The organism is Acinetobacter sp. AR2-3 (assembly GCF_001878775.1).
Taxonomy (GTDB): domain Bacteria; phylum Pseudomonadota; class Gammaproteobacteria; order Pseudomonadales; family Moraxellaceae; genus Acinetobacter; species Acinetobacter lwoffii_D.
Window position 1 is genome coordinate 49236 of the sequence record NZ_MJIQ01000028.1, and the last position, 15405, is coordinate 64640.

Genomic DNA, 15405 nt, shown 5'->3' on the forward strand with positions numbered 1-15405 from the left:
TTTAACAGCTTTTTATTTATTCTCTCTATGGATTAATACGCTGACTTATATTGAAAAGTGCGATCTAAATCCAGCAAGCTACTGTCCAGCAACTTTTGCGCTTTTGGCGTGATCTGCCACAGCATGCGCTGTCGGTCATCACGACCGGATGGCACAATCCAGTCATTCTGGCGCATTTGAATTTTTAAACTATGCAAGGCACGAATATTCATCTGGGCACGCGCAACTGCATGCGCACGCGGCATCTGCACCCGTGCATCCTGCAAACCAGTTTCATTCAGATATTCATTCATGCGCTTTGAGAAAAACTCTTCAGGCGTGGGATTGACAAAGGTTGAACCCAGCAATGCCAATAATTGTGCCCAAGTGAGTTTTTTCTGGACTTTGATTTCTTTAAAATTACCATCCTGATAAGCATGCATCCGGTATTCAAAAGAAAACACTTCATGCATCGCCACTTTGGGCAAGCTCAGGAATGGATCGACTTCTGCAGTTCCACCATCACGTTCCAGTTGAGCCACTTTAGCTTTAAGCTGGTCAATCTCGTCATGTAGCGCCTGAGTATTTTGCGGACGCACCCAGCCAGTCACCGGATAGCGCTCCAACATTTGCGGCATATTAAAACGTACTGCCATTTCCAGATCACGCAGGCTGCGGTAAGTAAAGACCTGATCGACTTCCTGCTGTAATAACTGACGGAATTCCTTAAATTTTTCCTGTAATTCCGGTTTGGCATCATGCAATGCACTTTCACGTGATGCCGGATCATCATGCATAAACACAATAATCGGTTTTTGCTTGGTCACTGCATAAATATATTCGAGATGCATATAGCCAACACCCGATACCGACTGCTCTCCATACTGGCTTCCCAGCAGAATCACGACATAATCACAGTCATCAATCTGGCGGCGTGCAAATGCAGTATTCAGCGGTATACGCTGTTCCAGTCCCCACGAGAAAAACCCCATTCCTACCAGTGTTTGAGACAGAATGATACGCTCCGGTTGCATTTCTGCCCCAGAGGTTGAGATGAACACTTGGTACCGTTTATCCAGCATGGGCTATCCTCTTCTCCTGTACATTTGGGTAAAAAATGCATCATCACATGCTTCTTTACCCAATATGGCCACCCCACAATCAAAATATCTTTCTTCTTAAATTATAAAAATGAGTTTTAAACTGCACTCATATTACTGACCTGCCATTTTAAATCGGCCGGAATCAGGTGCTGCAAAATCGGTCGGAGCTGTTCAGCATTCTGCCCACTCACCACCAATTCAATTTTCACGCTTTCTTTAGACTCATGCTCAAATAATAACCCATTTTTAATTAAAATTCGGGCCGTTTGTCTTGCAACCGCGAATCCTGAGTCAATTAATGTCAGCTTTTGACCAAAAATATACTGAATTGACGATTTTAGGAAGGGGTAATGTGTACATCCTAACACTAAATAATCAGCGCCCTGATCTACAACTGGTTGTAAAATCTCTTTTAATGTCTGCAAACAGGCTGCACTCATCTGCTCCCCAGCCTCAACAAAAGGCACCAGATCCAGACTGGTCACAGGCAGGACTTTGACTTGAGCCGGTTCGGCAAAACGGGAAATGACATCTTTAATCAGTTGGCCGCGGAAGGTCGCGGGCGTGGCCAATACCGCCACCGTTTTCGACTGGGTATTCAGGACCGCCGGTTTAAGCGCGGGTACTAAACCGATAATCGGAAAGTTTTCACCATAATAGTCACGCAAATAATCTAGACTAAAAGCGGAAGCGGTATTACACGCCACCACCGCAACTTTACAACCCTGACGATAAAGCCATTCAATCGCCTGAGCCGTCAGAGCACGAATTTCCTGATCATCTCTCGGGCCATAAGGCACATGCGCAGTATCCGCATAATAGACAAAGCGCTCATTAGGCAAATGGCGGGCAATTTCCAAGGCGACTGACAAGCCGCCTACGCCTGAGTCAAAAATGCCAATCGGCGCATCTGCCGTGGCATTGGGCATCGGGTCTAATAGCTGGGAAATTGGTTGAATAGCGCTCATAACGTTGCAGGTGGCTTGTTTGAAATTTCTACCGATCAAGCTTAAACCTCAGGTGCTCAAATGCAAGTCTAAATCACCACTTTTCAAACTTAAAACGGTTTCGCCTGCCGGATTTTCATCAAGCTCTCCCATCTCGACCAAATGTAAAAATGCAGCACGCTGAATCAGGGCATTAATCCCGAAACGCACATGCACATAAGGCCGCAACTCACCTTTGTATTCACGCATAAAGATTGGATGTTCAGCATCGACAATAATCAGGTCTTGCGTGGTTGTGCCCAGTTGTAGATAAGTCACTCCATTGATCTCAACCTGATCGACCTGATTGACAAATAAAGGTTCATCTTCAACTTCAATTTCAATCATTTCTACCGGTGTTTTTAGATAGAATTTATCGTTTTCTTTCCAGAGCACCGTTGCAAACAGGTCAATCATCGGCTGACGCTTGATCAATTGACCTTCGTGCCACCATTCGCCGTTGGCTAAAACCTTCAGATCCATGGTGCCACAATGCTTTGGCTGCCATTGCTCCAAAGGGGGAATTGACCTTTTGTGACTGCTCTGTGCATCTTTTAAGTATTGTGCGATATCCATTAAATTTTTATCATCGGGATAAGTTACTTTTTTCGTCGGATTTGTGCTGGGTACTGGCTTATCCATAAAAGAAGACCTTAATGACGGAAAAATAATATGTTTCAGCCAATTGGCTAAAACCGGCTTTAAAACTATACTAGCCCAGATTATCAAAGACACCAGCATTTTTGTGTCTAGGAACCAAGAACACTTATGGCAGCACCCAACCATCCGGTTATGGTTGCCACCGAATAGTAATATGAGGAGTCCTACATGGAACACATCGAACGTGAATCGATGGAGTTTGACGTCGTCATCGTAGGCGCAGGCCCTGCGGGTCTTTCTGCTGCGATCAAAATCCGTCAACTTGCAATTGAAAACAACTTAAACGATTTGTCCGTTTGTGTCGTAGAAAAAGGCTCCGAAGTCGGTGCACATATTCTGTCTGGTGCTGTGCTTGAACCGCGTGCCATGAATGAGCTGTTCCCCGACTGGAAAGAACAGGGTGCCCCGCTGAATGTCCCGGTGACTGAAGATAAAACCTTCTTCCTGCTTTCAGATGAAAAATCACAGGAAGCACCGCACTGGATGGTGCCTAAAACCATGCATAACGATGGCAACTATGTCATCTCGCTCGGCAATGTGGTGCGCTGGTTAGGCCAGAAAGCTGAAGAACTGGAAGTGTCGATCTTTCCGGGCTTTGCAGCCTCTGAAATTCTGTATCATGCCGATGGCACGGTAAAAGGCATCCAGACCGGTGATATGGGTATTGGTAAAGATGGCGAACCAACGCATAACTTTACTCCGGGTTATGAACTGCATGCCAAATACACCATCTTTGCTGAAGGCTGCCGTGGTCATCTCGGTAAGCGTTTAATCCAGAAATTCAACCTGGACAAGGATGCGGATCCGCAACATTACGGTATCGGGATTAAAGAACTTTGGGAAATCGATCCTGCCAAGCACAAACCGGGTCTGGTGATGCACGGTGCCGGCTGGCCGCTTTCTGAAACCGGTTCTTCAGGTGGCTGGTGGCTCTACCATGCTGAAAACAACCAGGTGACCCTGGGCATGATCGTGGATCTTTCTTACACTAACCCGCATATGTATCCGTTCATGGAAATGCAGCGCTGGAAAACCCATCCTTTAATCAAGCAGTATCTGGAAGGTGGCAAGCGTATTTCTTATGGTGCACGTGCTGTGACCAAAGGTGGATTTAACTCGCTGCCGAAATTCACTTTCCCGGGCGGCTCATTGATTGGGGATGATGCCGGCTTCCTGAACTTTGCCAAGATCAAGGGTTCTCATACGGCGATGAAATCCGGCATGCTCTGCGGTGAAGCGGTATTTGAGGCGATTGCTGCTGGTGTCGAAAAAGGCGGTGATCTGGCGGTGGCGCGTGTAGTGGAAGGCGAAGATTTCTTTGTCAAAGAACTGACTGCTTATACCGACAAGTTCAACAACAGCTGGTTAAAAGAAGAGCTCTATAACTCGCGTAACTTTGGCCCGGCAATGCACAAATTCGGTCAATGGATCGGTGGTGCCTTTAACTTTATCGACCAGAACGTGTTTAAAGTGCCGTTCACCTTGCATGATCTGGTTCAGGACCATGCTGCGCTAAAAACCCAGGCAACTGAAAGCTTTAAGCCGAACTATCCAAAACCGGATGGCAAGCTGACCTTTGACCGTCTGTCTTCGGTGTTTGTATCGAATACGGTCCATGAAGAAAACCAGCCGGCGCATTTGAAACTGACTGATCCGTCCATTCCGGTGGAAGTAAATCTGCCGAAATGGGATGAGCCTGCACAGCGTTACTGCCCAGCGGGTGTCTATGAGATCATGGAAAATAATGACGGTTCGAAACGCTTCCAGATCAATGCAGCCAACTGTGTGCACTGCAAGACCTGTGACATCAAGGATCCTTCCCAGAACATCACCTGGGTAACACCGGAAGGTGGTGGTGGTCCAAATTACCCTAACATGTAATTAGTATCCAAATATGTAATTTGATCATCAGATAAAAAATAAACCCGCCATCAGCGGGTTTATTTATGGATAAATATTTAGAATTTCAGTTCCTGTCCATTCATCTATTTAATTAAGCAGATTTTTGAAATTTTATTTTCTAAATAAGACAAATCTTTGAGCTCATCAGCCCTTGGTATTTTTAGCCGCCTTTTTTGACTAAATAATGAAATTCTTTATTACCATTTTCATCCAGACGTTCTTCTTGCAATAGCAACTCATGTCCCAGATGCATACAGAATTTTGGAATATCCCACGACGTCGAATTATCCGTAGCAAACACCTCAACCACATCACCTGCCTTGGATTTACGGATCGCCTGATGCAACATCATCACTGGCTCAGGACAACGCAAACCTCGGGTATTCAATTGCAGACTTGGAATAATTTCAGTTGGGGACATCGATAGACTCAGGATGGAAAGACCGCCATATTTTAGCATAAAGCTGCGATTACATTGCTGCTTTACATACGTGGCCAGCTCCAAAATCAGCGCTGACTCGCGCGATCAAGACTGCGCATCATATTTACAATAGACAAGCGAATTTTCTGCGGTATGATAAAACCACGTTTTTTTAGATATTAAGAGTCTTCAGGAAAAATCATGCACGAGGAATCAGGCCCGTCGTGGGGTATGCGCGGCTTACGCAAATGGCTGGGAACTGCACCCGAAACTCGCGACGAACTGCTAAAATTAGTACAAGATTCACGTCGATTTTTAGAACCCGATACTGTTGCCATGCTTGAGGGCGTTCTTGACCTCCCGGCAACCAAAATTCGTGAAGTCATGACGCCTCGCACGTCCATGATCAGCTTACAGGAAGATGACCAACTGCTGGATATCCTGCATGTGCTGGTCGAGTCTGCGCATTCACGTTTTCCGGTATTTTCATCCGATCAGACCGACAATGTAGTCGGCATTCTATTGGCCAAGGATCTATTGCCTTTTCTGACTGAACCGACGGCCAAAGTCGATATTCGCGCGCTTATGCGTCAGCCTTTGTTTGTTCCGGAAAGTGCCCGCTCCGATCAGGTGCTGCGCATGCTGAAAAACACCCAGACGCATATTGCGGTGGTGATTGATGAATACGGTACGACTTCGGGTCTGGTGACGCTGGAAGATATTCTGGAAGAAATTGTCGGTGAAATTGAAGATGAACATGACAATGCTGATGAAGAAGCATACTACATCGTTCCGGACAATGATCCGGCTACGGCCAATACCTGGGTGGTACAAGCGCTGACCCCGATTGAGTATTTCAATAATATGCTGGATGCGACTTTCCCTGATGATGAAGTGGAAACCATGGGTGGCTTGTTATTACAGGAAATTGGTCTGGTGAGTGACCTTGAAGGTCAAACCATTGAACTGGAAAACTGGCAATTTACCATTCTTGAGGCAGATTCACGCTCGATTCACCTAATTCGAGCCGTGCGCCAATGAGAGCGTATTTTGATAAGCTGTTGAGTTCTAATCAACAGCAAAAACCGTTGCCGCTGATCTATCCTGTTTTAATTGCCTTATTCGCAGGTGCCATCTTTAGTTTGGCACTAGCCCCCTATCATTACTGGTGGCTGGCCATTCTGTCTCCAGCACTGCTCTATGCCTGCCTGCGCGGACGTACAGCAAAACAGGCTTTTGGCATTGGCTGGGCTTATGGGATCGGCTTGTGGTTTGTCGGCGCATTCTGGCTCTATACCTCGATTCATGTCTATGGCGATACCAGTGCATTTCTCAGCGTTGTAATGATCCTGATTATGGCACTGGTGATGGGTCTGTTTAGTGCCGTTCAAACGTTTGTCTATCGCCGCTTTTTCCCGGAAACTCCTTTAACCTTTGCCCCGCTGTGGGTGCTGTTTGAATGGTCCAAGACCTGGGTCTTTACCGGATTCCCATGGCTATTCGCCGGCTATGCCTTTACCGAACGCTACCTAGATGCTTATGCGCCCTTATTCGGGGTGTTTGGCGTATCTTTCGTGGTGATCATTCTGGCCTGTGCGCTGGTTGAAATTCTAAATAGACGCCTGTTCTGGGCCATTCCTTCGGCAGTTTTATTACTCGGTGCCTGGGGCGCAGCACAGCTGACGTTTGTTGAGCAAAAAAATCAAAAGCCTTTAACGGTTTCCCTGATTCAGGGCAATATTCCGCAAGACTTGAAATGGCTGACTGAATATCAGGTAAAGACCTTATTGATTTATGCCAATCTGAGTAAAACTGAATGGGGCCGCGATCTGATCGTCTGGCCGGAATCTTCGATTCCCATGTTCCAGACTGATATTGAAGCCTTTCTGGAAGCCATGAAAGTACAGGCTGAAAAATCAGGTACGGCCTGGGTGACCGGCATTCCGTATTGGGATTTAGCAGAATCACAGGCTGCGGGTTATCCAAAATATTACAATAGTATTATGGCCAGCGGAGATGAATCCGATGGGCTATACAAGAAGCAACGACTGGTTCCTTTTGGTGAATATATTCCACTTTCAGGCTGGTTAAGTTGGGTTCTGCCGGCACTGCAAAATGATCCATCCATGAGTGGTTTTACCCGGGGCGCAGATCATCAAAAACCATTGAATGTAAAAAATCATCCTTTGGGTTCTGCGATTTGCTATGAAGTGGCTTATCCGAATTTGACCCGTCGCAATGCCAGTCAAAGTGATTTTCTGGTGACCGTGTCTAATGATGCCTGGTTTACCGGCACGGCAGGACCATTACAGCATCTGCAGATGGTGCAAATGCGTGCTAAAGAAAATGGCCGCTGGTTTATTCGGGCGACCAATACCGGTGTGACCGCCTTTATTGACCACAATGGTCATATTGTGAAAAAAGCCCCGATGGATCAGGAAGCAGTATTACGTGGCGAACTTCCAGCCATGCAGGGTGAAACGCTATATATGAAACTCAGCGACTGGCCGGTCCTGATCTTCTCGGTTCTACTCTTGCTAGTGGGCTGGCGCTTCCGTCCACGTAAAGTGGATGTTAGCTTTAAGTCAAGAAGATAATTTCTTCAAGTCCTTCTTTTACAAAGGGGGACTTAGGAGGATTCCTGAATATAGCATTTTATCAACCCCTCCTAAGCTTCCTTTACGAAAGCGAAGAACACTCAAGGCAATAAAAAACCGAGGTCACAGCCTCGGTTTTTTATCTCTTTAAAACTTAAAACTGTATAGCCAGATAACACACCATACTGGCAAGAGACAACATCGGCACATGACGATACAGGTTAACCAATGTCTGCTCAAATGCTGAACCTTGTTCGGCTTGAATGCGGATTACACTCGCATTTAATGCTGACCAGAAACACAGGGCCAATAAACTGCTCATCAAGCTGATAGCAAAAAAGGCCACCATAATCTGGCTGCTGCCTTCGGTGCTTTGCCATAAATGGACGATTCCCTGACTGATCGGCAGCATGCTTAAAACCAGAAGAACAGATTTCAGCATCGACCAATGAAATTGATTGATTTCATCCCCTAAGATTAATGCTTTCATGTGCTTCTCCGTTGGCGAGTCAAGTGCCATTCAGATCATTATGAGCTTTTTTAAATAAATAGAAAGTGTATATTTATTCATATTTTACGAGAATTGTAATAGATAAATATGGGAATAATTCTTATTATAACTCGCATATCGTTTTTATTACTTCATTATTATAAATATCATTAACTTACATTATATTTAATAATTAAGAGTTATTATCACTTCACTTCGTATTGAAATAGCCTATTAAGTGAAGTGATATATGCCATCTATCGAGAATTTATAATGATTCTCAATTAAGGCTGATAATAAATATCGGCATCTGTTCCTTCACCACCCGATTGACCATCTGCACCAAATGAATACAGATCGAAGCTTCGACCATCGGTGCCCGGAATCACATATTGTAGTTCATTATCCCAGCTGTCTTTTGGAAAACCGCCTTTGACATAACCGCCCGGCACCCAGTTTTTTGCAGTCGCTGGCTGATTCACCAGTGCATCCAGACCACCTTCCTGCATACTTGGATACTTGCCATTGTCCAGCTTGTATTGATCCAGTGAACCTGCAATGCTCTGCAACTTGATCACGGTGGTATCTACTTTGGCCTTTTCACCGCGTCCCATCACGTTCGGAACGATCAGCGCAGCAAGCACACCGAGAATAACAATCACCACCATGACTTCGATTAAGGTAAAGCCCGTCTGTTTATTTAATTGATTCCTTTTCATTCAATCTCTCTCATTTATTTGCATCATTCAGAATTTCCACTTGAATCTTGATCACAGCAAAATTCTAACTGGTTTCTGTTTAAATCATATTATTCATATTCACAATTGGCAGCATCACTGCTATCACAATCACCAAAACGATACTGGCCATCAGTACCAGCATTAAAGGTTCCAGCAAGGCCAGTAAAGTTGAAATCAGGGTGGTCACTTCGCGATCCTGCATCTGTGAAGCACGTTCCAGCATCCGGTCCAGTTCACCGGACGCTTCACCACTTTTGATCATTTGTACCATCATCGGCGGGAAATAACCATTGCGTTCCAGTTGGGTTGCCAGGTTACCACCTTCAGTCACTTTTTCTGCCGCCAGATTGACAGCATCACGGATCACCCAGTTATTACTGACTGCGGCACCAATCCGCAATGCATCGACCAGCGGCACGCCAGATTGGGTCAAAATAGATAAGGTACTGGCAAAACGTGCGGCATTGATCCCGCGTGACAATTTGCCGAATAAAGGTAATTTTAAGGTCAGACGGTCAAAGGCATAATGCCCAGCAGTGGTTCTTAAAAACCGGACCAACAGGAAAATCCCTAAAGCAACACCGATCAATAAAAATGGCCAGGCAATGCGGATAAAATCGCTGGCTTTCATCAAGGCCACGGTAATCCAGGGCAAAGCATCTTTGCTTTGATCAAAAGTCTTGACGATATCCGGCACCACATAGGTCATCAGTCCCATTACGATTGCAAAGGACATCAGCATCAGAATAATCGGATAGACCATTGCACCCTGGATTTTTTTCTGCATGGCAAACCGATTTTCGGTATAGTCTGCCAGTTGGTCCAGAATCAGGTCCAGATGTCCGGAACGTTCACCGGCGGCAATTGTGGCAATATACAGTTCAGGAAAACGTCCGGATTGTTGCAAGCCCTGCGCGAGACTATGCCCTTCCAGCACTTTGGAGCGCACTGACATCAGCAGGTTTTGTACATGGACTTTTTCACTTTGCTTGCCGACGGCGCGAATCGCTTCTTCCAATGGAATTGCGGCGGCGACCAGCACGGATAATTGACGGGTCATCAGAGCCAGATCATAGGCGGTGATGCTTTTTTCAAACCATTTACGACGATGATGCTGGTCTTTTTTTTCAACAGGATCAACAGAGACCGGAATAAGTGCTTTATCCCGTAATTGTTGCCGGATCTGACGTGCAGAATCCCCCTCCAGCACGCCTTTTTGCTGCTTTCCTGAAGCATCAAGCGCAATAAACTGATATGCAGGCATTGTAATGCTCTAATTTTCCAAAATTTTGCTCAACGCTGTTGCGTCAGACCACCGAAATCATTCATATTCTTTGATATAAATTATCTGCTCACTCTAACATAATCGAACTTTAAGCACGACGAAATTTCTTCAGGATTTCCACCCCAAGATATGCAAAATTCTCACACCGATTCCAGTCCACTTTATCGCGTACGCGTTGCTGTACCTGTGCATGTATTTGATTGTTTTGATTACACAATGAGTGCAGAACAATTTGAACAAGCGCAGATTGGCACACGTGTACTGGTGTCGTTTGGTCGGCAGAATCTGGTCGGGGTGATTATCGAAAAACTGTCCGCAGACACTCCTCTCGATCCACGCTTTAAGCTTAAAGCTGTGACCGAACTGCTCGATGAACGAGCCATTATAGATGCCAAAGTTTTAAGTTTGCTGACATGGTCAGCGCAGTATTACCAGTTCCCGATCGGTGAAGTCGTCCACAGTGCCTTGCCGACCCTGCTGCGTCAGGGTAAGCCTTACAACCTGCTGGCCCGTACCTGGAAGCTCCTGGACACTAATGCCGAGGCCAAAGTACGCCGTTCGGACAAGCAGCAGGAAGCCTACCGGATTTTAAAACTGCATCCGGTCGGAACAACTGAAACTGTGCTCAACATGGCCGGGATTGAAACCGCGACCTTAAAAGCGCTGGAGAAAAAAGAGATTTGCGCCTGTGTGCTGGAGCCACAAGATTTCAGTCCGCAGCCGATGCAACTGGCACAGATGCCGCTAACGGCCAATCCTGAACAAAAACATGCAGTCGAACAGGTATTAAAATATCGCAATCAATATCAGGCTTTTTTACTGGATGGTCTGACCGGCAGCGGTAAAACTGAAGTGTATTTGCAAATCATGGAGCAGGTACTGAAACAGGGCAAACAGGTGCTGGTACTGGTACCGGAAATCGGCCTGACGCCGCAAACTATTAGCCGTTTTCAGTCCCGTTTTCATTGCCATATTGCGCTGCTGCATTCCGGGCTGAATGATTCCAAACGGCTACAAGCCTGGCAGTCGGCAGAAACCGGCAAAGCCTCAATCGTACTCGGTACACGTTCCGCCATTTATACGCCAATGCCGAATCTGGGCCTGATCATTCTGGATGAAGAACATGACCTGTCCTTTAAACAGCAGGAAGGCTTCCGCTATCATGCCCGAGATGTCGCTCTGTACCGCGGCCATTTACAGCAATGTCCGGTAATCTTAGGGTCAGCCACACCAAGCATTGACAGTTATGCGCTGGTGCAACATGGCAAGATGCAGGCACTGCAGCTGAACCAGCGTGCCGGCACGGCCTTGATGCCCAAAATCCATATTCTGGATTTAAAAGTCGCACAGAAGCAGCATGGGATTAGCCTGCAATTGATTCAGGACATCAAAAAGCGTCTGGAGAAAAAGGAACAGGTACTGATTTTTTTAAACCGCCGTGGCTATGCCCCCGTTCTGCTTTGTGGGAGCTGTGGCTGGCAGGCGCAATGTCCGCACTGTGATGCCAACTTCACTGTACACCGCCAGCCTTATCAGCATCTGCATTGCCATCACTGTGGCACTATTCACCGGATGCCGGAACACTGCCCGCAATGTCAGCATCAGGAACTGGTTACACTGGGTATGGGCACTGGCAAAGTCGAAGAACATCTGAATGAACTCTTTCCGGATTTTGAGGTGATTCGGGTCGATCGCGATTCTACCAGTCGGGTCGGCAGCTGGCAGAAAATCTATGACAAGATTCAGAAAAGCGAACCGGCGATTCTGCTCGGCACCCAGATGCTGGCCAAAGGCCATCATTTCCCTTATGTGACGCTGGTGGCGATTCTGGATATCGATTCCGGTCTGCTGAGTGTGGATTTCCGTGCAACCGAACGTACTGCGCAGCTGATCGTACAGGTCGCAGGCCGTGCCGGACGTGGTGAACACAAGGGTGATGTCTATCTACAAACCCTCAGACCTGATCATGCCCTAATGAATACGCTGGTCAATGAAAATTATCGCGTATTTGCCCAGCAGACCTTAAAAGAACGGCAGATCGCCCAGATGCCGCCCTATCGTTATGCCATCCTGATTCGCTGTGAATCCAAGGATCAGGCACAAAATACCGAATTCTTACAGAAACATGCAGCACTCCTCAGGCAATATCCTGATCTGGCGCTGGACATCTGGGGACCAATTCCTGCGCCAATGGAACGTAAGGCCGGACGCTATCAGTCACATATGGTGCTATTGTCAGCGGATCGTCCACGTTTGCATTACTATGTGCGCAGCTGGTGGCAAAACATGCTGCAGGACAAACCTTCTAGCATGAAGCTCACGCTAGACATCGACCCTCAGGAACTGAGCTAAAAGATATTGCGCCTGAGGATCGGTCTGGAATACAAGACTCCCAGTCTGGATCAAGAATAAATTTAGGGCAGGAAAATGTCGATACTGTTACAAATAACACTGGTTCTGGTCATTGCACTGTTGATAGTGCCACTGAGTAAAAGGCTCAGATTGCCAAGTGTGCTGGGCTATCTGTTAACAGGGATCATCTTAAGTCCAAGCCTTTTGCATCTGATTCAGGCACCCGAAGTCATGAGTAGTTTCATGCAAGTCAGCCTGATGGCATTGTTGTTCTGGATCGGTCTGCAACTCAGACCGCAACGCATTGTCCAGATTAATCCATCCCTGTGGATGATAGCTGCTTTACAGGTACTAATCAGCGCCCTGATTTTTACGCTCATGGCCTGGGTTTTCCTTCAGCAAAGCCTACTTGCCAGCATTGTAATTGGACTCGCCGGCAGTTTGTCTGCCATGACTCTGGTGATTCAACATCTCAATCATCAGGAACAGTTCGCCACCAGTTATGGTCAGCAAGCCTATTCGATCCTGCTGGTTCATTCCCTGTTGGCCATTCTGGTGATTGCAGCTATTCCCCTATTTGCCGGGATTCGCTCGACTGAACATGGGGTGGCCTACTTTGCTGCCCTCATCGCGACGTTGAGCGGTCTGTTCCTGTGTAATCGTTACCTGATGCAGCCGTTGTATCGCTGGATTGCTAAAAGTGGCAGTCACGAATTGCATGCGGTTGTGGCGATTGCGGTGACCCTGGCATTATTAGTATTGATGAATACCCTCGGCCTAAATCTATTTCTCGGTGCTTTATTTGCCGGAATTTTACTGGCAGATTCAGATTTCCGGCCTGCAGTAGAAAGCACGATTCGGCCTTTTCAGGGCTTGTTGATGGGCCTGGCATTCATCAGTCTGGGCATGTCACTGCACTTACCTGATCTACGCAATTTCCCCTGGATCATTCTCGGCGGCACCCTCACTTTAATCTTGGTCAAGTTTGCAATCAACCTGGCATTGGCGCGTTATCATCAAAATAGCTGGCGCAATAGTACTCTGCTGGCAGCCAGTCTGGCGCAAGGCGGCGAGTTTGCCTTACTGGCACTGGTGATTGCGGTATCCGACCAGATTATTACGGCCAATCTACTGTCCCCCTTGCTTTGGATGGTGAGTTTTTCCTTGCTGCTGACCCCCGCATTTTATTGGTTATTGCATAGCCAGATTTTACCGCGTTTGGATCGTCACAATCATCTGGCGGCAACCTTTGAAACCGATTCCAATCCTCAAACCAGTACACCGATTCTGCTGATTGGCTTTGGCCGCTTCGGGCAAATCATCGCCCGGATTTTACTGCAACAGCAACATGCCTTTAGTGTCATGGATAGCACTGTGCCAGCCACTGAACTTCTGGCGCAGTACGATATTCCTTTCTACCAGGCAGATGCAACAGAGCCGGAAGCCTTGATACAGGCCGGCATTTTTACAGCACAACAGGTGATTGTAGCGATTGACGATATTGAAGACTCAATGCTGGTCGTACGGCATCTGCGGCTGAATTATCCTGAAATCTGTTTATGGATACGTGCCCGTGACCGGCATCATGTGCATTTATTGCAGGATTTGGGCGTGAAACACATCTGGCGTGAAACTTATCTTTCAGCTTTAGAACTCAGTCAGGCCTTACTAAACCAGCTCAATCCTGACCTCGAAAATAGCCAGCAACAGATTCAAAACTTCCGTGAACAGGATGAAAAACTGCTGAATAGCCAATATCATCTGGATCCGGATGAACATCCAAATTATGAAAATCAGCGGAGCAGTTTAGCCGAACTGGAGCATCTGTTTGCCCAGGATCAACGCCATAAAGTGCAAAAACAGGATACACCGCAGCAACAGGATACAAACGGCGCAGGAATTGATACGTTAAGAGATGAACTGTCCTAACTTGTGTTTTACAATAATGACACTATTAAAGCAGGGTTATGGAGAATTTTATGTCTGATTTACGCCAACGCTTTTTTATTGAAGATAGCCCTGTTCGTGGTGAAGTGGTGCATCTTGAAGAAGCTTTACAAACCATTTTAGCGCAACGTGACTATGCACCTGCAGTTAAAATCCTGCTAGGTGAAATGCTCAGTGCCACTGCACTGCTTGCCAGCACCTTGAAGATTAAAGGGCGTATCAGCCTGCAAATTCAGGCATCAGGCACATTTAAATGGGCTATGGCTGAATGTAACCATTTGGGTGAAGTTCGCGCTTTGGCTGACTATGAAGAAGATCCGCACTTTCTGGTCGGTGAAGACAGCAGTACCGTGTTGAAGTCACTCACCTCTCCGGTTCTGTTCATCAATATCGAACCAGAATTTGGCGAGCGTTATCAGGGGATTGTACCCCTTGATAAAGAAAATTTGGCGGGCTGTCTGATGCAGTATTATGACCTGTCTGCACAGATTCCAACGCGCATTGTGCTGGCGAGCGACCATCAGCGTGCAGGTGGTTTATTGATTCAGCTGTTACCACGTAATAGTGAAGAAGAACAACGCCGGGTAGATGAAGATCTATGGCCACGTCTGACCATGCTCACAGAGACTCTAAAAACTGAAGAGTTAGTCGGTTTGCAAGCCACTGATATTCTGTACCGTTTATATAACGAAGAAGAAGTGCGTCTGCCAGATACGGAAGTGTTGAAGTTTGGTTGTACCTGCTCTAAAGAGCGTTGTGCAGTCGCTTTACAGCAAATCGGAATAGAGTCGATCCGTGAAACGCTGGAATTCCAGAATCCGATCGAGATGGACTGTCAGTTCTGTAATAGCCAATATACTTTTACTGCTGAAGAAGCCTTGGGCCTATTTGGTAAACACCTGAGCTAAGCAGTTCGAATCCTTAAGTTTAAAAGCATTCCCAG

At 46.6% G+C, this 15405-nt stretch carries 13 protein-coding genes; 6 read left to right on the top strand and 7 right to left on the bottom strand.

Annotated elements, in window-relative coordinates; all coding sequences use genetic code 11:
• Positions 1-32 precede the first annotated feature (32 nt).
• From BFN00_RS03510 to BFN00_RS03520, 3 genes are all read right to left on the bottom strand, one after another.
• Positions 33-1061 (bottom strand): DUF4062 domain-containing protein, encoded by a 1029-nt coding sequence (locus BFN00_RS03510; RefSeq protein ID WP_071850473.1) that lies wholly within the window; start codon positions 1059-1061, stop codon positions 33-35.
• Between the two features lie 116 nt (positions 1062-1177).
• Entirely contained in the window at positions 1178-2050 is an 873-nt protein-coding gene (gene murI / locus BFN00_RS03515; RefSeq protein ID WP_004729363.1) for a glutamate racemase, read from the bottom strand.
• A 48-nt stretch (positions 2051-2098) separates the two neighbouring features.
• Positions 2099-2710: a DUF1285 domain-containing protein gene (locus BFN00_RS03520; protein ID WP_071850474.1), complete on the bottom strand. Its 612-nt coding sequence runs from the start codon at positions 2708-2710 to the stop codon at positions 2099-2101.
• A gap of 186 nt (positions 2711-2896) precedes the next feature.
• Between BFN00_RS03520 and BFN00_RS03525 the strand changes: the two genes are divergently transcribed.
• Positions 2897-4609 carry an electron transfer flavoprotein-ubiquinone oxidoreductase gene (locus BFN00_RS03525; protein WP_071850475.1) on the top strand — a complete coding sequence of 571 codons (1713 nt, stop codon included), beginning with the start codon at positions 2897-2899 and terminating at the stop codon, positions 4607-4609.
• A gap of 181 nt (positions 4610-4790) precedes the next feature.
• Here BFN00_RS03525 and tusA read toward each other — a convergent pair whose 3' ends face one another.
• Positions 4791-5051: a sulfurtransferase TusA gene (gene tusA / locus BFN00_RS03530; RefSeq protein WP_004729361.1), complete on the bottom strand. Its 261-nt coding sequence runs from the start codon at positions 5049-5051 to the stop codon at positions 4791-4793.
• A 201-nt stretch (positions 5052-5252) separates the two neighbouring features.
• On the opposite strand from tusA, the gene BFN00_RS03535 reads away from it, so the two are divergent.
• Together BFN00_RS03535 and lnt are read left to right on the top strand one after the other, a co-directional pair.
• Positions 5253-6092: a CorC family transporter gene (locus BFN00_RS03535; RefSeq protein WP_005261638.1), complete on the top strand. Its 840-nt coding sequence runs from the start codon at positions 5253-5255 to the stop codon at positions 6090-6092.
• Entirely contained in the window at positions 6089-7648 is a 1560-nt protein-coding gene (gene lnt / locus BFN00_RS03540) for an apolipoprotein N-acyltransferase (RefSeq protein WP_071850476.1), read from the top strand. Before BFN00_RS03535 ends, lnt begins: the two co-directional genes overlap by 4 nt.
• Positions 7649-7802: 154 nt before the next feature.
• Here lnt and BFN00_RS03545 read toward each other — a convergent pair whose 3' ends face one another.
• The 3 genes from BFN00_RS03545 to gspF form a co-directional block, all read right to left on the bottom strand.
• A complete protein-coding gene (locus tag BFN00_RS03545) occupies positions 7803-8138 on the bottom strand; it encodes a hypothetical protein (RefSeq protein WP_004278566.1) in 336 nt (111 codons plus the stop codon).
• 284 nt (positions 8139-8422) lie between these two features.
• A complete protein-coding gene (gene gspG, locus BFN00_RS03550) occupies positions 8423-8857 on the bottom strand; it encodes a type II secretion system major pseudopilin GspG (protein WP_004278567.1) in 435 nt (144 codons plus the stop codon).
• Positions 8858-8936: 79 nt separating this feature from the next.
• Positions 8937-10142, bottom strand: a complete 1206-nt coding sequence (gspF, locus tag BFN00_RS03555; protein ID WP_071850477.1) for a type II secretion system inner membrane protein GspF — start codon at positions 10140-10142, stop codon at positions 8937-8939.
• 150 nt (positions 10143-10292) lie between these two features.
• On the opposite strand from gspF, the gene BFN00_RS03560 reads away from it, so the two are divergent.
• From BFN00_RS03560 to hslO, 3 genes are all read left to right on the top strand, one after another.
• The gene (locus tag BFN00_RS03560) at positions 10293-12515 is read left to right on the top strand and encodes a primosomal protein N' (protein ID WP_071850478.1); all 2223 of its coding nucleotides are present in this window, start codon (positions 10293-10295) and stop codon (positions 12513-12515) included.
• A gap of 75 nt (positions 12516-12590) precedes the next feature.
• On the top strand, positions 12591-14444 hold the full coding sequence (locus tag BFN00_RS03565; RefSeq protein WP_071850479.1) for a cation:proton antiporter domain-containing protein: 1854 nt from the start codon (positions 12591-12593) through the stop codon (positions 14442-14444).
• Positions 14445-14494: 50 nt separating this feature from the next.
• On the top strand, positions 14495-15370 hold the full coding sequence (gene hslO, locus BFN00_RS03570; protein WP_004278571.1) for an Hsp33 family molecular chaperone HslO: 876 nt from the start codon (positions 14495-14497) through the stop codon (positions 15368-15370).
• Positions 15371-15405 lie beyond the last annotated feature (35 nt).